Raw genomic sequence first — 21,091 nt, 5'->3', positions numbered from 1 at the left:
GCCTTGGGCAGGGGAATCCCCGGGGTGCGAGCGCCGCGAGGGTCCCCCGCACGGCGCCGCGCCAGTGCTGCGCCGGAGCATAGCCGAGTTCGCGCGGGGCGCGGTCGCGTCGAGTCAACCGGCCTACGCGGTGTCAACCTTCCGCCCCGGCAGGGGTGTTGCCGAGGTGCGCACCGCACTGCGCAGTCTCCCGTCGTCGCGGCGGCGACGCCGGGCGATCTCACCCCACGACCACATCCGCCCAGCGGCCCGTCCCGCCGAGGTGCTCTCGTACGCCGCACCGGGCCGACAGCGCCGTGACGATGCCGAGGCCCCGGCCGTGCTCGTCCGGGTCCGCTGCAGGGGCCGGGAGTCCGGCCGGGGCGGCGGGCCCCCTGTCGGTCACCTCGACGCGTACGGCTCTGCGCCTGTCCGCCCACACCCGCGACAGCCGCAGCGTCGCCGGGGGCAGGGCGTGGACGATCGCGTTGGCGAGCAGCTCAGAGGCCAGCAGGAGCACATCCTCTGCGGCTTCCGCGGGCAGTCGCCAGTCCGCGAGGACCGCGCGTATACGCCGCCGTACGGCCGGGACGGCCCCGGGGGTGTGCGGCAGCGAAAAGATGTACTCGGTTTCCTCACAAGGCGCCGCGTCCTCACGAAGCGCTGCTTCCTCGCGGAGCGCTGGACCGGGCCGCGCTGCTGTCATGGCCCCTCCTCCGGGAGCTGTCGGTCGGCTGGAGGCCGGACGTGATGCACGCTACGAACAGAAGCGCGGGCAGTCAATGAACAGTGGTCGGCATTGTCGAACGGTGGTCCAATGCGGGCGACGGACGTACGATCGCCTCATGGTCGGCCCTGTCCAGTCCATAGAACGGGCGGCCGCGATCCTGCGTCTGCTTGCCGCCGGTCCCCGTCGGCTCGGGCTGGGCGAGGTGGCGTCGTCGCTCGGGCTGGCCAAAGGCACCGCGCACGGCATTCTGCGCACCCTGCAGCATGTGGACTTCGTGGAGCAGGACGCGGCGACCGGCAAGTACCAGCTCGGGGCGGCGCTGCTCCATCTCGGCACCAGCTACCTCGACGTCAACGAGCTGCGCTCGCGCTCCATCAACTGGGCCGACGCCCTGGCCGCCCGCAGCGGCGAGGCCGTCCGTCTGGGCGCGCCCCTGGAGGGCGAGGTGCTGATCGTGCACCACGTCTTCCGGCCGGACGACACCCTCCAGACCCTGGATGTCGGCGCGCTGCTGCCCTTGCACGCCTCCTCGCTCGGCAAGGTCCTGCTGGCCTTCGGGGCCGCCCCCCTCGACTCCGTGCTGCGGGCCGGACCGGAGGCGTACACCAGGCACACCCTGGTGCTGCCGGAGGACCTCGAACGGGCACTCGGCGAGATCCGGGAGGTCGGCTGGGGCGCGGAGGTGCAGGAGATGAGCATGGGGGACGCCGGAGTCGCCGCGCCGATCCGGGGGCACGGCGGTCTGGTGGTGGGCGCGATCGGGGTGTCCGGCCCGGTCGAGCGGATCTGCGACGACAAGGGCCGGCCCCGCCCGGCCCTGATCACCTTGCTCCGGGAGGCCGCACGGGCGATTTCCAGGGACCTCGGCGCGGCGCGCTGGTAGGCCCGGCGGTTCGGCGGCGCAGACGACTCAGCGGAAGGCGGGCGTGTCATGGTTGCTCGGTATGTGATGTCCATCGACCAGGGCACCAACTCCACGCGATGCATCCTGTTCGACCACCGCGGGCGACTGAAGTCGGTCGCCCAGCGGGAGCACCGTCAGCACTTCCCCCGGCCCGGCTGGGTCGAGCACGACGCCTCCGAGATCTGGCGCAACCTCCAGCGCGTCGTCCCCGAGGCGCTGTCCGGCGCAGACCTGGACGCCGGGCAGATCGCGGCCATCGGGATCGCCAACCAGCGCGAGACGACCGTGCTCTGGGACCGGCGGACCGGCGCTCCGCTGGGCAGGGCGATCGTCTGGCAGGACACCCGCACCGCGCCGCTCGTCGACGACCTGAGAAGCCGGCCGGGCGACGAGTACTTCCTCGAACGCTGCTGCCTTCCCCCGTCGACCTACTTCTCCGCGCCCCGGATCCGCTGGCTGTTCGACCACGTCGAGGGGCTGGAGCGGCGTGCGCGGGACGGCGAGGTGCTGTTCGGCACCATGGAGAGCTGGCTGATCTGGAATCTCACCGGCGGACCGGCCGGGGGCCTGCACATCACCGACGCCACCAACGCCAGCCGCACCATGCTCGCCAACATACGCACGCTGACCTGGGACGATGAGCTGTTGGACTTCTTCGGGACGCCGCGTGCGATGCTGCCGGAGATCCGGTCCTCGGCCGAGAGCTACGGCGAGGCCCGCTCGGTGCTGCCGGGCGTTCCGATCACGGCCGCCCTCGGCGATCAGCAGGCGGCCCTCTTCGGGCAGACCTGCTTCTCGCCCGGCGAGGCGAAGTGCACCTACGGGACCGGCAGCTTCCTGCTGATGAACACCGGCGCCGACGTCGTGCGGTCCCGGCACGGGCTCCTCACCACCGTGGCGTACAAGGTCGGGAACCAGCCGGCGGTCTACGCGCTGGAAGGCCCGATCGCCGTCACCGGCTCACTGGTCCAGTGGTTCCGCGACCGCCTGGGCCTGATCAGCAGCGCGCCCGAGATCGAGACCCTGGCGCGCACCGTCGAGGACAACGGCGGCTGCTATATCGTCCCGGCGTTCTCCGGCCTGTTCGCACCCCACTGGCGCAGCGACGCCCGCGGCGTCATCGTGGGCCTCACCTCGTACATCACCAAGGGGCACCTGGCCCGAGCCGTTCTGGAGGCCACCGGCTGGCAGACGCGGGAGGTCGTCGACGCCATGAACGCCGACTCCGCGCTCGCCCTCAAGCAGCTCAAGGTGGACGGCGGGATGACATCCGACAATCTCCTCATGCAGTTCCTCGCCGATGTGCTCGACGTTCCCGTGGTGCGGCCCCTGGTCGCCGAGACCGTCTCGCTCGGCGCGGCCTACGCCGCGGGCCTCGCCGCCGGCTACTGGCCGGACATGGAAGTCCTGCGCGGCAACTGGCACCGAGCGGCCCAGTGGCTGCCGGCCATGGACCCCGAGCGCCGGGAGCGGGAGTACGACTGCTGGCAGCGGGCCGTCGAGCGGTCCCTGGGATGGATCCAGCCTGCGCAAGGCGAGCGGCAGGGTCCATGACGAGCAGCAGGGCCCATGACGAGCGCGCAAGGACGTCATGGCCGCGTCATGGCCGCGGCGGGTCGGGGCGCACGCCCGGCGTCGTGCCGAAGGCGCGGAGTTCCACGCACGGCTCCGCCGTCGGACAGCGGGCGGTGACATACACGCTGTGCACACCGCTGACGGGTCTGATCGGCACCGAGACATCGGACGGCGATCCGTCGGCGTCGGGGATGATCTGTGTCAGCGGCGGCCGTTCCGGGGCGTCGAGCGTCAGCTCGATCCAGGCGCCGCCGCCTTGCGGCCCGGTGAGCCTGGCCCGGGCGAAGCCGTCCCCGCCCGCCGCGAAGTCGACCCGCTCATACCGGAGTACGGAGGAGTTGCCGAGCACACGGCTGCCGGCTGCGACGCCGGCCCGTGCGCCCTGCTGCGAGGTGTGGGCACCGGCCCGGACGGGAAACCGGGCGGAGAGCGCAGGGGGACTCTCCGGCGCGGTTTCCGGCTCTGGCTCTGGCTCCGGCGCCGACGGCGGTGGTGGTGTCGTCGGTCCGCCGCGCTGGTCGCAGGCGGAGAGCGCGAACATGCCCGCGACCACCCCGGCCAGAAAGCCGGCGATCGCGAGAGCGGCCGGAGAACGGCCGGGACGGCACCGGGGGAGCACCGCCCGCAGCCTTTGGCAGCGGCCTACGGCGGTCCCGGCGGCTCGGGCGGCTCGGGTGGTTCCGGCGACTCGGGCGACTCGGGCGGCTCGGGCGGCTCGGTAGGCTCGGCCGGTCCGGTGCAGCGGCGAGCGCCTCGCCGGGCCCTGAGCGCCCGTGCGCTCCAGCAGCCCGGCAAGGAACGGCGGGTCGCCCAGCGGCACGGGAATGGCGGCCTTCGCCCGCAGATACTCCCGCCCCGGCCACCATCCGAGCAGCCGCACCGGCAGCTGCGCCGCGAGCCGTTCGTCGAGCCGCGCGAGGTCCTTGTGGACGTTCCGGCAGCCCGGACACGCGCTGAGATGATCCGCGGCTTCTTCGTCAGGCTGCTCACCGGGCCGTGCGTGCAGACGACGGAACAGCTCCCGGCAGTCCGGGCGCTCCAGCCGCTCCAGATACAGGTCGGCACGGAATGCGCGGAGCACGCTCAGGGCCCGTTCGCACGCCTGAGGAATCTCATGACGCGCCAGCCCGGTGATGCGTGCCGTCAGGGCAGGGTCGTCCCCTTCCACGACCGAGTGCCACAGCAGACGCCGGGCAGCGGCCGGGAGACGCTCGTACGCGAGAGCGAGCTGGCCGTCCTCGCCCCACGGCCACTGTGAACCCGCCGCGACCCACTGCCGGAAGCGCCGGGACAGGGCGTCCGGCTCCCGCCGCCAGCGATCGACCGCCGCATTGCGTACCATCCCCAGCAACTGCGGGCGCAGACATCCCGGATGACGCTGCTCGACAAGGGACTCTCCGGCGGAGATCTGCTGGAGCAGACGTGCGAAGACGCTCGCGGTCACCTCCTGGGCGTCGAGCGGGCCTGACATGCACTGGGAGGCATACGCCTGCACGGCGGCGTAGTGGCGGCGGTAGAGATGCCGGAAGGATCTGGTCTGTCCCTTGCGTAAAGCGATCAGCAACGCCGCGTCGGGGAGCGGGCGCTGCGGCGGACGCGAGCCCAGGAGCAGGTGCACGGAGAAACCTTCCACTCGGTCCGGCGGCGGCAGCCGTACGCCGGTATATGCCTGGTGCGGGCTTTACCTGGCTGATTCAGAAGCCGGCGGGTCGGCCAGTACATACACCGGCTGATCCGGGCGGATCTTCATGCCGTCGAGGAGATAGCGCAGCCTCGGTGCGTGGTAGTAATTATGAGTGAGAGTCAATGGTTCTCCCTGTTTGAGTTCCGGATCGTATCCGGGGCATGTCGGGCACCAGTTGAACATTCCGAGCTGCATGTTGAACCACGGCTTACTGGCGTCCCGTTCAGTACGCAGCAGGTAACTGATCTCGCCTTCAGCCAGCGCCGGGTCCAGACGGAATTTCTGTCCTTCGCCGTCTTTCCGGCAGGGAGCCATCCCGACGGGAAAGAAGGCGGCGTTGTTGATGATTTTCCGGGTGCCTGCGCTGTAGTCGACGCACTGTCCCGTGGCCGCGTTGTGCAGCAGCCTGTAGTCCTTCGCGCGCGGGAGCGACACGGCCTGCCAGAGCTGCTCCTTGCTGCCGTCACAGGTGTTCTGGACGACTGACGCGGCGGCAGGCTCGACGCACTGCGCGGCGACGCCCAGATTGCGGAGGGGGCCCGACCAGACGACCGCTCCCGGGGCCCTGGGTGCGGCCGGGCGAGGCGTCGCGGACGGCGTGGCGGGGGAGGGGGCGGGGGACGGGGTCCGGGAGGGCGGCTTCGGGGAGGGCGGCTTCGGGGAGGGCGAGTCCTTCGGCCGGGCGGGGGTGAGCCGGACGGGCGGCGGATACGCGAGGGAGGCATGAGTCGTCTCGGCGGCCGCCGTCCATGGTCCGGCCCCGTTCCGGTCGTCTCCGAACGGCGAGGGCAGGAGGAACACGGTGACGCCGACGACGGCGACGACGCCTCCGGCGACCGCCCCCAGCTGGGCAGGGGAGCCTGCCGCCCGCGGCTGCCAGCTCCCCGCGCCGCCCGGGAGGAGGCCGTGGTCCGGGACGCCGGGGGCCGCCGCCGCACCGGCTGCGCCCGCACCGGTCGTCTCGGCCGTTCGGGCCGCGACATAGCCGGAGCTGCCGAACAGCAGCACACTGGCCGGCAGCTTGGCGTCAAGACGTTCATTGAGCTCGACGAGTTCGCCCAGCGCCCCGCGGCAGGGCGGGCACTGTTCGAGATGCCGGTCGAGGTCTCGGTTCGGCCGCCGTCCCGCCCGGCGCACCGCGGCGCCCAGCAGTGAGCTGTAGCGGCGGCACTCCTCGCTCGCCGACGCGCGCTCCGCGTGCACGGCCAGATACGCCTCGCGGAGCCCTTCCCGTGCTCTGGCCGCCAGCGAGCCGACGCCGCTCGGGCCCAGCCCCAGCAGTGCGCCGACCGTCGAGGCGGACTCCTCCTCGACGACGGTGTGCCACAGGGCGGTCTGCCACCGCTCGGGCAGCGAGCGGAACGCCCGCAGGACGAGGCTGGAGTCCTCCAGGCGCAGTATCCGCTCCTCGGCGCTCTCCTCGCCCGCGACGCCGGGCAGATGGTCGAGCCACTGCCCGAAGTCGGCGGACAGCTCGGTACGGCGGTCCGTGGCCGCCCACTCCGCCGCGACACGCCGCACCACCGCGAGCAGATAGGGACGCCAGGCGGCTTCCGGGCCGCGTCCGGACCGCACCGCCTGCAGAGTGCGGGCGAAGGCTTCAGAGACCAGATCCTCGGCGGTGTGCGCATCACGGCAGCAACTCCGCGCATACGAGAGGACCGCTGGGCGGTGGAGTCGATACAGCTCCTCTATCGCGATGTCGGGGTCTGATTCCCCGGCCGACGCCGCCGGTTGCGCGTCGGGGAGGCGGGCATTGTCACCAACGGGCATGCGCCAGCAGAGCCTTCCCTGTTTTCCCAACACTGCATATGCAAGAGATGTGCGGCTCCGAACGCCGCGGACGATCTGCCGGCGGCGGTTCCGGCGGGGGAGGCGGCGGGCTGGGTGAGGGGTGCAAGCGGGGAACCTCTTCTGCGCTCAGTGCGGTCGTGACGGTGGCTGCACTTGTTCAGAGGGGCCGCCTTCATGACCCGTCCCGCCTCTTTGCTGAAACGTTACGTTGGGGTTCGGCGTTCGGGTGGAACTGGCCCGGCTGTGCCGACGGGAAACGCTAAATGCAGGTTCCCTGACAATTGCCGCTCGCGAAAACCGGACGCCGGAGGCGTACGGCTCAGAGCCAGCCCCTCCGCTTGAAGACGACGTACAGACTGGCGCATACGACCGCCATCAGAGTGATCGCGAAGGGATAGCCGAACAGCCAGTGCAGCTCCGGCATATGGTCGAAGTTCATGCCGTAGATCGTCCCGACGAGCGTCGGGGCGAAGAGGATGGCCGCCCACGCCGAGATCTTCTTGATCTCCTCGTTCTGCTCGAAGCCCGCCTCCGCCAGCGCCCGCATCTCCGCGTTCTGCTGCTGGGAGACCAGCGTGGCGTTGACCGTGAGGATGTCCGCCAGGGCCTGGCGGAAGCCGTCGACGCGTTCGCTGGTGTGGGTGACGTGGTCGGCGACGTCGCGGAGGTAGCGCTGGAGTTCCTCGTGGGTGCCGTACTTGGCGAAGCCCGCCATCAGGCCGTTGAGCATGCCCACCAGGGGGCGGGTGGCGCGCTGGAACTCGACCATCTCGCGGGCCAGTTCGTAGATGCGGCGGGAGACCGCCGGGTCGCCGCCGAAGACCTCGGTCTCGATCTCGTCGATGTCGATCTGGACGCCCGCGACCACCGGGGCGTAGCCGTCGACCACCGCGTCGAGGATGGCGTAGAGCACCGCCTCGGGGCCGAGCGCCAGGAGTTCGGGGGTCTGCTCCATGCGGTGGCGTACGGCGGAGAGGTCGGGGGCGGCGCCGTGGCGGACCGTGATGACGAAGTCCTTGCCTACGAAGACATGCAGCTCGCCGAAGTCGACCTCCTCCGGGGCGTCCAGATAGCGGGCGGCGCGCAGCACGACGAAGAGGGTCTCGCCATAGCGCTCCAGCTTGGGGCGCTGATGGGCCTCCAGCGCGTCCTCGACGGCCAGTTCATGGAGATCGAACTCCGCGGCGAGGGAGAGGACCTCCGCCTCGGTCGGGCGGTGCAGGCCGATCCACGCCATGCCGTCCGACTGAGCGCGGAGCTGGCGGAAGGTGTCCGCGAGCGAGTCCGGGGTGGAGACACGGCGGCCGTCGCGGTACAGCGCCGCGTGCACCACGCTGTCCTGGTCCCGGCCGCCCGGGGGTCCCCCGGCCGTGCGGCCGGCATCCGGCGCGCCGTCCACGCCGGACGAGGGCCCGGGCGGCTCCGCGGAAGCGGCGGGCCGGCGCCGCCAGTGGGGGAGCATCGCCTGTCACCTCCGGCCGTCGGGATCCGCGCAGGCAGGATATCCGCGGTCGGGCACGGCGGCAGGACCGAGGCCCAGGCCACCGGCCCTCGGGACTGGGCGGGCGCGCGGGCTCGGCGTACGTGCGGACTGGGCGGGCGTGCGGGCTCGGCGTACGTGCGGACTGGCGGGCGTGCGGGCTCGGCGTACGGGCGGACTGGGCGGGCTGCGGGCTCGGCTACGCGCGGTCAAACCGCCGTACACGGCTCTCGCCGCCCGCCTCGACGGCTTCGACCCCGATGAGCTGTCCGCCCTCATGGCCTCCCGCGAGGTCGCCCGACTGGTCACCCTGCGGGCCACCATCCACACCCACACCGCCGATGACTGCCTCGCCCTGCGCCCCTCGTCCAGGCCGCGCCCGACCGCGAGCTGCGCGCCTTCCGCGGCAGGCTCGCCGGAGTCGACCTCGGCCGGTTCGCCGAGCGTCGGTCACGGCAGCAGACCCGCGCGCCGCGCGCAGACCACCGCCTCCAGCCGCGTATGCGCGCTCAGCTTCCGCATCGCGGACCGCAGATAGCCCTTCACCGTCTCCGGGCGCAGCCCCAGCCGCCGCGCCGCCGTCGCGTTCGTCGCGCCCGACGCGACCATCGCCAGCACGTCCACCTCCCGCGGGGTCAGCGCCACCCGCAGCGGATGCGACGCCGGGGCGGCCGCGGCCGCCAGCCGCCCGCACACGGCGAGGAGTTCCTCCCGCAGCGCGGGATCGGCGACCCGCGGCGCCAGCGTCCGCAGCACGCCATGCGCCTGGCGCACCTCCTCCCAGCCGGACGCCCCCGCCGCCGGGGCACGGGTCCTGGCCCGGGCCAGCAGCCGCTGCGCCTCATCCCGTGCGACCAGCGCCTGCTCCACATCCCGCGCCGCGGCCATCGCCGCGTCCAGGGTCCGTTCGCCCAGCGGCAGCGCCTCGCGCAGCGCGCCGTACAGCACGCCCCGCACGCTTCTGCCCACGACCACGGGCACCGCGACCACCGCCCGCAGCCCCTCCGCCGCCACCGCCGCGTCGTACTCATGGCTGATATGCCGGGCCGTGCGGTAGTCGGTCACCCCGCACGGCCGGGACAGCGCCATCGACTTGCCGCCCAGTCCGTTTCCGCTGCACACGCCGAGCCCGCGCAGCGCCCCGGTCGCCGCGCCGCTCAACTCGGCGATGCGCAGCGTTCCGGCCGTCCTCGCGCCGCGCACCAGCCCGCCGAACGCCACCGGCAGCCCCGTCGCACGGCGCAGGCGCACCAGGGCGGCGCGGATCTCCGCCGACTCCTCCGGCTCGCTCACGTCAGGTCCACTCCCTGTGCTGCTCGTGATCACCCCCGAACGGGGGTAGTGAGACCCAGGTCACCGATTACACGATGGCAGCGCCCCGCCCGGCAACAAGCCCGTCCGCCGATGAGGAGAGCCCGTGACACCACAGTCACCGCCAGCGCCAGGGACGTCATACACGCGGACGGAGAGGTTCCGCGCCGCACGGGACTTCCTGCTGGAGCACCGAGAGGACTACGCGGCGGCGTACGAAGGCTTCGCCTGGCCCCGCTTCGAGCACTTCAACTGGGCCCTCGACTGGTTCGACGCCATCGCCGACGGCAATGAGCGGACCGCGCTGCACATCGTCGAGGAGGACGGAACCGGCGCCCGGCACTCCTTCGCCGAGCTGTCCGCCCGCTCCGGCCGCGCCGCCAACTGGCTGCGGGAGCAGGGCGTCGGCCCGGGGGACCGCGTCCTCGTCATGCTCGGCAACCAGGTCGAGCTGTGGGAGACCGCCCTCGCCGCGATGAAGCTGCGCGCGGTGCTGATCCCGGCGACCCCGCTCCTCGGGCCGGCCGATCTGCGGGACCGCGTCGACCGCGGCCGCGTCCGCCATGTCGTCGTACGCGCCGAGGACACGCCGAAGTTCGCCGAGGTGCCCGGCGGCTACACCCGTATCGCGGTGGGCACGGGTGCGGCGGCGGGCTGGCTGTCGTACGACGGTGTGGACGCCGGCCGTACGCACTTCGAGCCGGACGGCCCCACCCGCGCCGACGACCCCCTGATGCTCTACTTCACCTCCGGCACCACCGCCCGCCCCAAGCTCGTCGAACACACCCATGTGTCCTACCCCGTGGGCCATCTGGCGACGATGTACTGGATCGGCCTCCGGCCCGGCGACGTCCACCTCAATATCTCGTCCCCCGGCTGGGCCAAGCACGCCTGGTCCAACCTCTTCGCGCCCTGGAACGCCGAGGCGACCGTCTTCATCCACAACTACACCCGCTTCGACCCCGGCCGGCTGCTGGCCGCGATGGACCGCGCGGGCGTGACCAGCTTCTGCGCACCGCCCACCGTATGGCGCATGCTGATCCAGGCGGACCTCACCGCGCTGCGCACGCCCCCCAGGGAGGCCGTCGCCGCGGGCGAGCCCCTCAACCCCGAGGTCATCGAGGCCGTCCGCCGCGCCTGGGGAGTGACCATCCGCGACGGCTTCGGCCAGACCGAGACGGCGGTGCAGGTCGCCAACACCCCCGGGCAGAGCGTCAGGCCCGGCTCCATGGGCCGGCCGAGCCCCGGCTACACCGTGGCGCTGCTCGACCCGGCCACCGGCAAACCGGCCGAGAGAGAAGGCGAGATCGCCGTCGACCTCTCCACCGCCCCCGTGGGGCTGATGACCGGCTACCACGGCGACCCGGAGCGCACCGCCGAGGCGATGTCCGACGGCCACTACCGCACCGGCGACATCGGCGCGCGCGACGCGGACGGCTACATCACCTACATCGGCCGCTCGGACGACGTCTTCAAGGCATCCGACTACAAGATCTCGCCATTCGAGCTGGAGAGCGCGCTGCTGGAACACGAGGCGGTCGCCGAGGCGGCGGTGGTCCCGGCCCCCGACGCGCTGCGCCTCGCCGTGCCGAAGGCGTACATCGTCCTCGCGGACGGCTGGCAGCCGGGGCCGGACACGGCGAAGCTGCTCTTCGAGCACTCGCGCGCGGTCCTCGCACCGTACAAGCGCATCCGGCGCATCGAGTTCGCCGAGCTGCCCAAGACCGTCTCCGGAAAGATCCGCCGCGTGGAGCTGCGCGAGCGTACGGCCGCGGGCTCGACGGCCGAATACGACGAGGGAAGCCTGCGATGACGGCCGAGACCCCTCGGACCGCCGAGACCGCCGAGACCGCCCAGACCCCTCAGACCGCTGAGACCGATCTGTCGTACGCGCATGGCGTCGGGACAGCCCCGCTGCTCGGCGACACCATCGGCCGCAACCTCGACCGTGCGATCGCCGCCCACCCCGACCGCGAGGCGCTGCTCGACCTCCCTGCCGGAATCCGCCACACCGGGATCATGGCGGGCTCGCCCTGCCCGATCTGGAGCGGCGCACCGGCACCGTCGGACGGGTGCTGCCGCATGTCGAGATCAAGGTCGTCGCCCCGGTGAGCGGCGTGACCGTGAAGCGCGGCACGGCCGGGGAGCTGTGCACGGGAGATCGAGGAGTTCCTGCACACCCACCGCAAGGTCGCGGATGTGCAGGTGGTGGGCGTACCCGACGAGCGGTACGGGGAGGAGGTGCTGGCCTGCGTCATCCCGCGCGACCCGGCGGACCCGCCGACCCTCGACGATCTCGCCGGCCACTGCCGGGGCCGGCTGGCGCACTACAAGGTCCCGCGCCGGTTGGAGATCCTCACGGCGTTCCCCATGACGGTCAGCGGCAAGGTCAGAAAGGTGGAGCTGCGCCGGCGGTACGCGGAGGGAGGGAGCGGGGCGGCAGGGCACGAGGACGCGGGGTGCGCACAGGCACCGTACGGGGAGGGCTAGCGGCTGCGCCTGCGAGCCCCCGGCGCATGCACACCCTGGGCCACTGGTCGAGACCGCAGGACGCCTCCGCGCGCCGGATCTCCCGCAGCCCCTCGGTCAGCTCGTCGTCGGCGAGGGCGCGGAAGCCGAGCCGCGCGTAGTACGGGGCGTTCCACGGGACGTCGGCGAAGGTCGTCAGGGTGAGCGCCGACAGCCCGTCGGCGGCGGCGCACACCGCGAGGTGGTCGAGCAGCCCGCTGCCGAGGCCGCGGCGGGCGGCCGACGGATGGACGGAGAGCTGCTCGACATGGGCGGCTCCGTCCACCTCCTCGCAGAGCAGATACGCCACGGGGCGGTCGCCGGAGTCCGCCGTCACCCAGGCGTGGCCCGCCCGCCGGAAGCGGTCGAGCGTTTCGATCGAGGGCGGCTCGTCGTCGGCGACCGCCGCCATGCCGAGGGCGCGGAAAGGCTCGCCGGCCGCCCTTTCGATCTCCTGGAGCAGGGGCAGTTCGGCGCGCGACGCTGGTCGGATGCGCATGGCCTGAGTATGGCGGAGCCCGCGGCCCGCGCCATATGGCGGGTCGGCCCGCGGCCCATGCGGAGGCGGGCGGGCACGGCCCGCCGCGGGCCCCGTCGCCGTCGCCGGACGTGGCCGGTCCCACAGACGGTCCGGCCCCGGCGGGCGCTGCGCGGAAGACGCCGGGCGGTGTGGGGCGGTGTGGGCGGCACGTGGGTGAGCGGCGAACGCAGGCGGTTCCGGGCCGCCAGGCGAGGCGTGCGCGGTGTCGGCCGGTGCGCGGACGCGCCGGGAGTGCCGCGGGCGGCGCGGTCCGGCCGGTGCAGGAGCCATGTCGGCGCATGGCCGATCTGCTGCCGGTGCGGGGCTCCGGGCCGATCGGACGCCCGCCCGGCGTGCCGCGGGCGGCGGTCAGTGTGGGCCGGGGGCTCCGGGGTGGGGCGCGCCCGTGCCGACCAGCTCGTCCGCCGCGCAGTTCACGGGCTGCGGGCTGCCGGTGAGATCCATGACGAAGAGCGGTATGCCGAGGGCGTCGGCGCGGGTGCGGGCGTCCTGCGCGTATCCGGCCAGTGAGAAGTGCACGCTTGCCGCCGCGTCATGCAGCCCGTGCAGCCACAGGCACTCGACCGCCCGCAGCGTCGTCCGGCGCGTCGACGGGTCCACCCTGGCGACCAGCCCGGGGCCGCGCAGATCCACGCCGGGGGCCGCGATATGCCGCTCGGGCCGGATGACGTCGCGGAAGCCGAGCCATCTGAGGTAGTGGGCGGCGGCCGTCACGGCGTCGTGCGCCGTGCGGATGGTGACCGGGCGGAAGGCGGGGCGGCGGGGAGAGGCCGCGGTGCGCGGCAGCGGGATGTGCGCGGGGCGGCCGCTCGCCTGGCTGGCCGGCCGCGGCATGCCGCCCTCGTGCTCCGCGGGGCTTCGGGGGCCGCCGCGGTCGCCGCGGTCGCGGAGGCCGTCGCCGTCCCCAGGGCGGCCGGCCGGCGTGTCCTGGCCTTCCGGGAGGTCCAGGACGGGGCTGCTCCGGTCCTCGCCGGCGCGGCGAGCCGGGGCCACGGGAGGGACGGGTGCGTTCCCGGTGCGGACCGGGACGCGCAGCACCGTGCCGCAGGGGCAGCCGAGCTCCGGCTGCGGCCAGTGGCCCTGGCGGGCGCACTCCGGGCAGCGGACCGTCACCCAGTCGTCCGTCCAGGTGCGGTGTGTGATCGGCTCCGGGGCCGCGCCGCGCAGCAGCGGGGGCGCCAGCGGGGCGCCGCAGGCGCATGGGTAGACGGGTGGCGCAAACCGGTGGTCCCGTCGGCATGCCGGACAGCGCACCGGCACGCTTTCGGTCATCGTGCCCCCCTTCCCCCTGGTGCGGGGTTTCCCCTCGGCTCGGGGTCCATCGTCCACCAAGTGTGAAGCCTTGGCGAGGTACTTCGGACACTTCCCGGTCTTCTGTACGCGGGGGAGTGTGCGCCTGCTCATCTCCCTTGACGCCGTTCGGCCCAGACCGTACATTGCTTCCGTATAACAGAATCTAAATTCCGCAATGCGAAATCCCCACGGGGGGTGTGCGGTGCGGAATCCCCGTACGGAATCGCAGCTCTCAGGTGGCGCGACAGAGCCCGATCCGCAAGGCCCAAGCAGGAGCACCCATGCCTCGTATGACCGCTGCCCGCGCGGCAGTTGAGATCCTCAAGCGCGAAGGCGTCACCAACGCGTTCGGTGTGCCGGGCGCGGCGATCAACCCCTTCTACAAGGCCCTCAAAGAGGGCGGCGGCATCGATCACACGCTCGCCCGCCATGTCGAGGGCGCCTCGCACATGGCCGAGGGCTACACCCGCACGCACCCCGGCAACATCGGCGTCTGCATCGGCACATCCGGCCCGGCCGGCACCGACATGATCACCGGCCTGTACTCGGCCATCGGCGACTCGATCCCGATCCTCTGCATCACCGGCCAGGCGCCGACGAACGTGATCCACAAGGAGGACTTCCAGGCCGTCGACATCGCCTCGATCGCCAAGCCGGTCACCAAGGCGGCGACGACCGTCCTGGAGCCCGCGCAGGTCCCCGGTGTGTTCCAGCAGGCCTTCCATCTGATGCGGTCCGGCCGCCCGGGCCCCGTCCTGATCGACCTGCCGATCGACGTCCAGCTCGCCGAGATCGACTTTGATCCCGAGACCTATGAGCCGCTGCCGGTGTACAAGCCCGCGGCGACGCGCGCCCAGATCGAGAAGGCGATCTCGTTCCTGCTTCAGTCGGAGCGCCCGCTGATCGTGGCCGGCGGCGGCGTCATTACCGCCGACGCCTGCGATCTGCTTGTCGAGTTCGCCGAGCTCACCGGCACACCGGTCATCCCCACCCTGATGGGCTGGGGCGCCATCGCCGACGACCATGAGCTGAACGCCGGCATGGTCGGCGTCCAGACCTCGCACCGCTACGGCAATGCGAACTTCCTGGAGTCCGACTTCGTCCTCGGCATCGGCAACCGCTGGGCCAACCGCCACACCGGCTACAAGCTGGACGTCTACACCAAGGGCCGGAAGTTCGTCCACGTCGACATCGAGCCCACCCAGATCGGCAAGATCTTCGCTCCGGACTATGGCATCGCCTCTGACGCCAAGGCGGCCCTGGAGCTGTTCGTCGAGGTCGCACGCGAGCTGAAGGCCGAGGGCAGGCTGCCGGACCGCTCGGCGTGGGTCGCCTCCACCCAGGAGCGCAAGGCCACGCTGCAGCGCCGTACGCACTTCGACAATGTGCCGATGAAGCCGCAGCGCGTCTACGAGGAGATGAACAGGGCCTTCGGCCCGGAGACGCGGTACGTCACCACCATCGGCCTCTCCCAGATCGCCGGCGCGCAGATGCTGCACGTCTACAAGCCGCGCCACTGGATCAACTGCGGCCAGGCCGGCCCGCTCGGCTGGACCATCCCCGCGGCACTCGGCGTCGCCAAGGCGGACCCTCAGGCCCAGGTCGTGGCGCTCTCCGGCGACTACGACTTCCAGTTCATGATCGAGGAACTGGCGGTCGGCGCGCAGCACCGCATCCCGTACGTCCATGTCCTGGTCAACAACTCCTATCTGGGCCTGATCCGCCAGGCCCAGGCCGGCCTGGACATCAACTTCCAGGTCAACCTGGAGTTCGAGAACCTCAACTCGCCGGAGCTCGGCGTCTACGGCGTCGACCACATCAAGGTCGCCGAGGGCCTGGGCTGCAAGGCCATCCGCGTCACCGAGCCCGACCAGCTGCTGCCGGCCTTCGAGGAGGCGAAGAAGCTGGCGGCGGAGCACCGGGTGCCGGTGCTGGTGGAGGCGATCCTGGAGCGGATCACCAATATCTCGATGAGCCGGACGATGGACATCAGCGACATCACGGAGTGGGAGGACCTGGCGACGGAGCCGGGCCATGCGCCGACGGCCATCAAGACCCTGAAGAGCTGACGCTCTTCACTCTGACCCTTCAGGGGCGGTCTCCCGAGCGGGGGACCGCCCCTGAAGCGTTAAACCCAGCCTCGTGGGGGTACCCCCGGACGGAGTCTGGGGGAGATTGAGGCGCGGGGGGTCCGGGGGCGGAGCCCCCGGAACACGGGGTCTGGGGGCGGAGTCCCAGTTGCGGGAAAGAGCGGAGAGGGGAACACCCACCCGCGCCGCCTACACCCTGTTGCTCGGGATCACCGCCGTCCGCTGCGCGGAAAAGTCTCCCCACTTGCCGTCGGGCAGCCTGGCCCGGAGTTTGACGCTGTAGCGGGTGCCCGGCGGGTCCGTGACCGTGAAGGTGTAGGTCGCCGTTCCCGCCGGAGGCCCGGCGCCCCACACGATCGTGGTCACCGGTTCGCCGTTCAGATACAGCTGGTGCTCCTTGACGGGGCCGCCGGCTTCCGGCGGGGTCCAGGTGAGCGTGACGCTGCCGGGGCGGGCGGTGACCTTGAGGTCGGTGGGGGCTGTGCTGGGGGTGTCGTCGCCGGGGGCGGGGGCGGTGGTGAGGTCGACGGGGGCGCTGTCCGGGGAGGAGTTCTCGGCGGCGTCGCGGGCGCGGACCGTGAAGGTGTAGATGACGCCGGGGCGCAGGTTCGCGATGCGGGCGGCAGTCTGGTCGCCGCCGACGCTGTGGACGCGGGTGTCCTCCTGGTAGACGTCGTATGCCGTGACGCCCACGTCGTCGGAGGCGGGCCGCCAGGTCAGGGTGACGGCCCGGCTGCCGTCGGCGGCGCCGCGCAGACCGGCGGGCGCGGTGGGCGCCTCGTGGTCGTCCGGGGTGGCGTCGGGGGTGGTGACGGGGACGGGGGCGCTGGGTGCGGAGACGTTGCCCGCGGCGTCGCGGGCGCGCACGGTGAAGACGTAACGGGTGGCGGGCTCCAGGGAGTTGACGTCCACCATGCGCTTGACGCCGGGGACGGCGGCGACGGTCCTGCCCTCTTGGAGGACCTCGTAGCCGGTGACCTCCTCGTTGTCGGTGGCCCACTCCCACATCACATGGACCGAGGTGGCGCTGCCGGCCTGCGCGGTGACTCCGGCAGGCGTCGTGGGGCTCTCGGTGTCCTCGCCGAGGCCGCAGGCCGTCATCGCCGCCAGGAGCAGGACGACGGCGGCAGCGGCCAACGCGGTTGCTGCGCAGGGTCGTTGCACGGATCGCCTCCGGGCCTGAGCCGACAGCATTGGTCCAGACCTGTATGGCATACCGTGTGCGGCACGGCAAGGGTCAGCGCGTGCGCTTCCGCTTCCGCGCGGGGGTTTCGGCGTTTTTGGCCTCATGGGATGCCGCGGAGGCCACGCGCGGGTCCGGGTGCCGGTCGGCGAGGTCGGTCAGCACGCGCAGGGCCGGGCCCGCGTCGGCGGCGGCGAGCGCGCGGAGGAGGCCCGCGGGGCCGTCGGGCCAGGCGGCCGCCGCCGTGTCGAAGGCGTCGGGCAGGGCCGTGGGCGGCGTCTTAGGCGCGCGGTCCTCGGCCTCGGCGGTGACCAGGACGCGCCGGTCCGCCAGCCACGCCTGGTCGAGGTCTTCGAGCAGCAGCACCGCGCGGGCGCTCTGCGGCACCGCGTCCTCGGGGGCGTCCTCGCCGCGTGCCAGCAGGCTGCGGCGGGCGTAGCCGCCGAGCACCGGGTCGGCGAGGGCGGCGCGCAGCGCCGTGGCGGGGATCCCTGCGCGGTCGAGGCGGGCGAAGACCGCGGGGGTGGCGACCTGGGGGAGGTCCGCCGCCCTGGCGGCGGACAGCGCGCCGAGCAGCTGGCTCCACGCGGGGTCGCCGCCGTGCGCCTCGGCCCACTGCCCGAGCACCGCGGCCGCGACGGCGAGCGGCCAGCCCTGAACCGCCCGGACGGTCTCCGCGGCGCTCCAGGAGAGGGCCGTGCCAAGGTCGGGGGCGGCCACATGGGCCGCCGTGAGGACATGCCGGAGTACGGCGGAGCCGAACGAGGTCAGCCCGTAGGCATCGCCGGTGCGGAAGACGCAGCCGGTCTCGGCCAGCCGGTCGACGACGACGGCCAGGGCGCGGGCGTGGGCGTCCAGTTCGGCGCGGTCGTCCTCGGTGAGACCGGGGAGGCCGAGCAGCGCGGAGAGGTCGGCCGCGGAGGGTGTGACATACGGGGCGGTGTACGCGGCGGCCGTGTCCGGCACCTCGACGGGGGCGTCCTCCAGCTCCGGGTCCACCCGCCAGTCGGCCATGTCGGAGGCCTTGCGCGCCACCGAGTCCGGGGTGCCGCCGCGTTCGTACAGGGCGTACAGGACGTGGACCGCGTCGAGGCCGTATCCCTCGTCGGCGGCTTCGGGCCCGGCGGCCGAGGCGGTGGGGATGCGGTCGGCCTCCAGGGCGAGGATGTTCGCGGCGAGTTCCACGGCCTCCTCGGGGGTGCCGGATTCCCAGACGATGTCCGCGGGGCCGGGAAAGCCGCACTGCTCGGCGAGCGGGCGCAGCTCCTCGTCGTCCGCGGCGCCGGTGGCGAGAGTCGCGGGCAGCGGCGCGGCGTGCAGCAGGCCGAGGATCTCATCGGGGGCGGGCAGCGCCTGGGGCGGCGGGAGCGGGACGCCGGAGTCGCCGTAGTAGTCGAGGTGCTCGTCCAGCAGGCGGTCCGCGAGCGCCATGTGCGGCATGGCCTCGGGGCCGGGGGCGAGCTGCGCGAAGGGCCCGGCGAGGGCCTCGCTCAGACCCGCCGCGCTCCAGCGGTCGACCAATGCGGCCGCGATCCGCTCCAGTTCCTCGGTGAGGGCGTCCTCGGGGCGGTCGGCGGACAGGGCGGGGGTGACCGGCAGCAGCGGCCCGGCCGGGGAGGGGGCCTCCACATCGCGGGCGAAGGCGGCCAGCAGCCGCTCGGTGAGCGAGGCCCGCACGGCGAAGGTCCGCGCCGTGACATCGGCGCGGTGCAGCGGTGCGGGCAGTTCGGGCCGATCGGCGTGCGGCAGGGCGTCATGGGCCGCGAGCCACGCCCGCACGGCGTCGGGGTCGTCGGCGTCCACGCCGTCGGCGCGCAGCAGCGAGGCGTACCAGCGCGGCCAGGTCAGCTTCCACGGGCTGGCGGCCGCGCCGCGCGCCTCGGGCATGAGGTCGTCGACGGCGGCCAGCAGCCGTGCCCGGCGCTTGGCGTTGAGCCGGCCCGCGGCGCGGACCCGGTCGACGAGGGCGGTGAGGACGCCGGGGAGCGCCTCCAGCTCCGCCGGGGTCGCGGCGAGCAGGACCGGCAGGTCGTCGAGCAGCACCTGCCTGAGCAGCTGGGACGTCGGCTCCGGCACACCCGCCCTGCGGTCCGCGCCCCGCAGGGCGAGCAGCGTGAGCACCGCGTCCGCGGTCCGCGCGGGCGGAGCGGCGCCGCGTTCCTGCTCCGCCCAGGAGAGGAAGCCCTGGAGTCCGACGTTCAATGCAGCAGCGCTTTGGGTCACCGGGGGAGCCTATGAGCGCACGGCCCGGCAGACGCGCTGCGGCGTTCGCGGATGGCCCGATCAGGTGACCTGCGGGCCGTGCTCCGATGAGTTCCGGGCGGCTCGCCGGTCTGCCGTTGTATGGACTCACCAAGCACCGGCTCGCCGATCTCGCCGATCTCACCGGCTCCTGCCGGGAACCCCGACCTGCGGCCCGCCGCCCGTGGCGTGGCGCGGCTCCTCGACTCCGTCCGCGACGAGCGGCTGTCGGACCCGACGCCATGCCCCGAGTACGCGGTACGGGAGCTGCTGGCCCATCTGACCGACCTGTCCGCCGCCTTCCGCGACGCCGCCCGCAAGGACCTCGGGCCGACGACCGGCACGGACCCCGGCGCCGCGGTGCCCGTGCTGCGGGACGACTGGCGCACCGTCCTGCCGCGGCGCCTCGGCGAACTGGCCGAGGCCTGGCGGCAGCCCGCCGCCTGGCAGGGCGACACCCAGGCGGGCGGCGTGCCCCTCCCGGCTGCCGTCGCCGGGCGGGTCGCCCTGAACGAACTGCTGATCCACGGCTGGGACCTGGCCCGCGCCACCGGTCAGCCGTACGCCCCCGAGGAGGCGAGCCTGACGGTGTCGTATGGGCTGCTCGCGCCCGCGGCGGAGAGCGCGGCGGACGACGGGGAGAGCGGCGGGCTCTTCGGCCCGCCCGTCCCCGTCCCGCAGAGCGCCCCGCTGCTCGACCGGGTGATCGGCCTCAGCGGCCGCCGCCCGGACTGGCGGCCGGGAGACTGACCGCCCCGGCGCGCGGCGCGGCGCCGACACGATGGCGCACGGCGCACGCGTGGCGTCAGGCCACCGGCGCACACCGCTGCCGGGCCAGCAGGTCGCGGGCGCATGCGCGGAACAGTTCGTCGCGGACCACCGCTTCCCAGACGAGATCAGAAGCCGCCACACGAAGGTCGCGTTCGGCCAGTTCGGTCAGCCGGGGCAGCGCCCCGCCGCTCGTCCGCAGCTCCGGGTGGTGCGCCAGCAGTTCCCGGAGCGCGTCGAGGGCGATCTCCGGCCCCGGGGCGTACTCGGCCGCGTCGAGGAGCCGGTCCGCCACGCGGTCGGGGTCGGTGAAGCGGTGGCCGAGGGCCAGCAGGGCGCCGACTGCGGCCGGGGCCGTCTCGGGGTCCCCCAGGAGGCGCTCCAGCGCGGGGATCAGCGGCCTGCCCTCCGGGCCGAGTCCGGCTGCGGCTGCGGCTGCGTGGAGCACCGGCCAGCGGCAGCCCTGCCGGGCGCGGGCGACGTCGTCCAGCACGCCCGAGAGGACGGCCACCGCCTCGTCGGCCGCGCCGCCCAGCCGGTAGAGCGCCAGGGCCGTCTCCGCCTCCGCCGCCAGCTGCCGCTCGTCGCGGCCGGTTTCTTCGCACGGGACGAGAGCCGCGCGGAGGGAGGGCCGCAGCCGCGCCGCGCCGCGGCCGAGGCCTGCTGCCTTCGCGGCGGCGTTCGCGACCTGGAGGCCGTATCCGTCGAGTGCTTCGGGGAGCGCGTCGAGCAGCGGCCCGGTCTCCTCTGTCAGCTCGTGCAGGGCTGTGGCGGCGGCGAGGCGTCCCGCCTGTGGGCCGTGCGTCGCGGCCGCGCGCAGCAGTCCGGCGACACGGTCGCGGTCCGCCGAGCCGTGTGTCGGGCAGACGGCGGCGAGTGCGCCGGGGACGTCGTCCGGGAACCGGGGCAGCGCGGCGGTGAGCTCGGGCAGGGCGGCCGTGGCCGCGGGGCCCCATGCCGTGAGTCTGCGCGACAGCATGTGCCCGTCGAAGGCTTCGAGGTCGGGCACG

At 73.3% G+C, this 21,091-nt stretch carries 16 protein-coding genes and 2 pseudogenes; 8 read left to right on the top strand and 10 right to left on the bottom strand.

Features of this window, described 5'->3' with window-relative positions; translation table 11 throughout:
- Positions 1 to 220 precede the first annotated feature (220 nt).
- Positions 221 to 685: an ATP-binding protein gene (locus OF819_RS05030; protein WP_267242110.1), complete on the bottom strand. Its 465-nt coding sequence runs from the start codon at positions 683 to 685 to the stop codon at positions 221 to 223.
- Between the two features lie 139 nt (positions 686 to 824).
- On the opposite strand from OF819_RS05030, the gene OF819_RS05025 reads away from it, so the two are divergent.
- Together OF819_RS05025 and glpK are read left to right on the top strand one after the other, a co-directional pair.
- Positions 825 to 1,592 (top strand): IclR family transcriptional regulator, encoded by a 768-nt coding sequence (locus tag OF819_RS05025; protein ID WP_267242109.1) that lies wholly within the window; start codon positions 825 to 827, stop codon positions 1,590 to 1,592.
- A gap of 48 nt (positions 1,593 to 1,640) precedes the next feature.
- Complete coding sequence (gene glpK, locus OF819_RS05020) at positions 1,641 to 3,167, top strand: glycerol kinase GlpK (protein WP_267242108.1); 1,527 nt, start codon at positions 1,641 to 1,643, stop codon at positions 3,165 to 3,167.
- Positions 3,168 to 3,213: 46 nt separating this feature from the next.
- On the opposite strand, the gene OF819_RS05015 is transcribed toward glpK, so the two are convergent.
- The 3 genes from OF819_RS05015 to OF819_RS05005 form a co-directional block, all read right to left on the bottom strand.
- Complete coding sequence (locus OF819_RS05015) at positions 3,214 to 4,806, bottom strand: hypothetical protein (protein WP_267242107.1); 1,593 nt, start codon at positions 4,804 to 4,806, stop codon at positions 3,214 to 3,216.
- A 63-nt stretch (positions 4,807 to 4,869) separates the two neighbouring features.
- On the bottom strand, positions 4,870 to 6,645 hold the full coding sequence (locus tag OF819_RS05010; protein WP_267242106.1) for a sigma-70 family RNA polymerase sigma factor: 1,776 nt from the start codon (positions 6,643 to 6,645) through the stop codon (positions 4,870 to 4,872).
- A gap of 340 nt (positions 6,646 to 6,985) precedes the next feature.
- Positions 6,986 to 8,128, bottom strand: a complete 1,143-nt coding sequence (locus OF819_RS05005) for a magnesium and cobalt transport protein CorA (RefSeq protein WP_267242105.1) — start codon at positions 8,126 to 8,128, stop codon at positions 6,986 to 6,988.
- Between the two features lie 223 nt (positions 8,129 to 8,351).
- Here OF819_RS05005 and OF819_RS05000 point away from each other — a divergent pair.
- Positions 8,352 to 8,588, top strand: a pseudogene (locus OF819_RS05000) (DNA glycosylase AlkZ-like family protein); the annotation flags it as partial.
- 8 nt (positions 8,589 to 8,596) lie between these two features.
- Here OF819_RS05000 and OF819_RS04995 read toward each other — a convergent pair.
- A complete protein-coding gene (locus tag OF819_RS04995; RefSeq protein WP_267242104.1) occupies positions 8,597 to 9,439 on the bottom strand; it encodes a helix-turn-helix transcriptional regulator in 843 nt (280 codons plus the stop codon).
- A 124-nt stretch (positions 9,440 to 9,563) separates the two neighbouring features.
- Between OF819_RS04995 and OF819_RS04990 the strand changes: the two genes are divergently transcribed.
- The 3 genes and pseudogenes from OF819_RS04990 to OF819_RS04980 form a co-directional block, all read left to right on the top strand.
- Entirely contained in the window at positions 9,564 to 11,270 is a 1,707-nt protein-coding gene (locus OF819_RS04990; protein WP_267242103.1) for an AMP-binding protein, read from the top strand.
- The gene (locus OF819_RS04985; RefSeq protein WP_267242102.1) at positions 11,267 to 11,569 is read left to right on the top strand and encodes a hypothetical protein; all 303 of its coding nucleotides are present in this window, start codon (positions 11,267 to 11,269) and stop codon (positions 11,567 to 11,569) included. Before OF819_RS04990 ends, OF819_RS04985 begins: the two co-directional genes overlap by 4 nt.
- Positions 11,497 to 11,947: pseudogene (locus OF819_RS04980) on the top strand (AMP-binding enzyme); the annotation flags it as partial. The gene OF819_RS04985 and the pseudogene OF819_RS04980, both read left to right, overlap by 73 nt.
- On the opposite strand, the gene OF819_RS04975 reads toward OF819_RS04980, so the two are convergent.
- Both OF819_RS04975 and OF819_RS04970 read right to left on the bottom strand, forming a co-directional pair.
- Entirely contained in the window at positions 11,847 to 12,464 is a 618-nt protein-coding gene (locus OF819_RS04975) for a GNAT family N-acetyltransferase (RefSeq protein WP_267242101.1), read from the bottom strand. The pseudogene OF819_RS04980 and the gene OF819_RS04975 overlap by 101 nt on opposite strands.
- Before the next feature lie 390 nt (positions 12,465 to 12,854).
- A complete protein-coding gene (locus OF819_RS04970) occupies positions 12,855 to 13,778 on the bottom strand; it encodes a hypothetical protein (protein ID WP_267242100.1) in 924 nt (307 codons plus the stop codon).
- Between the two features lie 302 nt (positions 13,779 to 14,080).
- Between OF819_RS04970 and gcl the strand changes: the two genes are divergently transcribed.
- Positions 14,081 to 15,868 (top strand): glyoxylate carboligase, encoded by a 1,788-nt coding sequence (gene gcl / locus OF819_RS04965; protein WP_267242099.1) that lies wholly within the window; start codon positions 14,081 to 14,083, stop codon positions 15,866 to 15,868.
- 210 nt (positions 15,869 to 16,078) lie between these two features.
- Here gcl and OF819_RS04960 read toward each other — a convergent pair whose 3' ends face one another.
- The gene (locus OF819_RS04960; RefSeq protein WP_416370473.1) at positions 16,079 to 17,083 is read right to left on the bottom strand and encodes a fibronectin type III domain-containing protein; all 1,005 of its coding nucleotides are present in this window, start codon (positions 17,081 to 17,083) and stop codon (positions 16,079 to 16,081) included.
- Between the two features lie 43 nt (positions 17,084 to 17,126).
- On the bottom strand, positions 17,127 to 19,295 hold the full coding sequence (locus OF819_RS04955) for a hypothetical protein (RefSeq protein ID WP_267242098.1): 2,169 nt from the start codon (positions 19,293 to 19,295) through the stop codon (positions 17,127 to 17,129).
- Positions 19,296 to 19,415: 120 nt separating this feature from the next.
- Between OF819_RS04955 and OF819_RS04950 the strand changes: the two genes are divergently transcribed.
- Complete coding sequence (locus tag OF819_RS04950; RefSeq protein ID WP_267242097.1) at positions 19,416 to 20,063, top strand: TIGR03086 family metal-binding protein; 648 nt, start codon at positions 19,416 to 19,418, stop codon at positions 20,061 to 20,063.
- A 55-nt stretch (positions 20,064 to 20,118) separates the two neighbouring features.
- Here OF819_RS04950 and OF819_RS04945 read toward each other — a convergent pair whose 3' ends face one another.
- A complete protein-coding gene (locus OF819_RS04945; protein WP_267242096.1) occupies positions 20,119 to 21,090 on the bottom strand; it encodes a hypothetical protein in 972 nt (323 codons plus the stop codon).
- Between the last annotated feature and the right edge of the window lies 1 nt (position 21,091).

The organism is Streptomyces sp. PR69 (assembly GCF_026420845.1).
Taxonomy (GTDB): domain Bacteria; phylum Actinomycetota; class Actinomycetes; order Streptomycetales; family Streptomycetaceae; genus Streptomyces.
Note: the sequence above shows the minus strand (reverse complement) of the source record. Positions and strands in the feature narration are given on the sequence as shown.

Bases quoted from the DNA above. Each gene is read 5' to 3' on its own strand.
- OF819_RS05030 (WP_267242110.1), bottom strand. From the start codon at position 685: ATGACAGCAGCGCGGCCCGGTCCAGCGCTCCGCGAGGAAGCAGCGCTT.
- OF819_RS05025 (WP_267242109.1), top strand. From the start codon at position 825: ATGGTCGGCCCTGTCCAGTCCATAGAACGGGCGGCCGCGATCCTGCGT.
- glpK (WP_267242108.1), top strand. From the start codon at position 1,641: ATGGTTGCTCGGTATGTGATGTCCATCGACCAGGGCACCAACTCCACG.
- OF819_RS05010 (WP_267242106.1), bottom strand. From the start codon at position 6,645: ATGCCCGTTGGTGACAATGCCCGCCTCCCCGACGCGCAACCGGCGGCG.
- OF819_RS05005 (WP_267242105.1), bottom strand. From the start codon at position 8,128: ATGCTCCCCCACTGGCGGCGCCGGCCCGCCGCTTCCGCGGAGCCGCCC.
- OF819_RS04985 (WP_267242102.1), top strand. From the start codon at position 11,267: ATGACGGCCGAGACCCCTCGGACCGCCGAGACCGCCGAGACCGCCCAG.
- OF819_RS04975 (WP_267242101.1), bottom strand. From the start codon at position 12,464: ATGCGCATCCGACCAGCGTCGCGCGCCGAACTGCCCCTGCTCCAGGAG.
- OF819_RS04970 (WP_267242100.1), bottom strand. From the start codon at position 13,778: ATGACCGAAAGCGTGCCGGTGCGCTGTCCGGCATGCCGACGGGACCAC.
- gcl (WP_267242099.1), top strand. From the start codon at position 14,081: ATGCCTCGTATGACCGCTGCCCGCGCGGCAGTTGAGATCCTCAAGCGC.
- OF819_RS04960 (WP_416370473.1), bottom strand. From the start codon at position 17,083: ATGCTGTCGGCTCAGGCCCGGAGGCGATCCGTGCAACGACCCTGCGCA.
- OF819_RS04950 (WP_267242097.1), top strand. From the start codon at position 19,416: ATGGACTCACCAAGCACCGGCTCGCCGATCTCGCCGATCTCACCGGCT.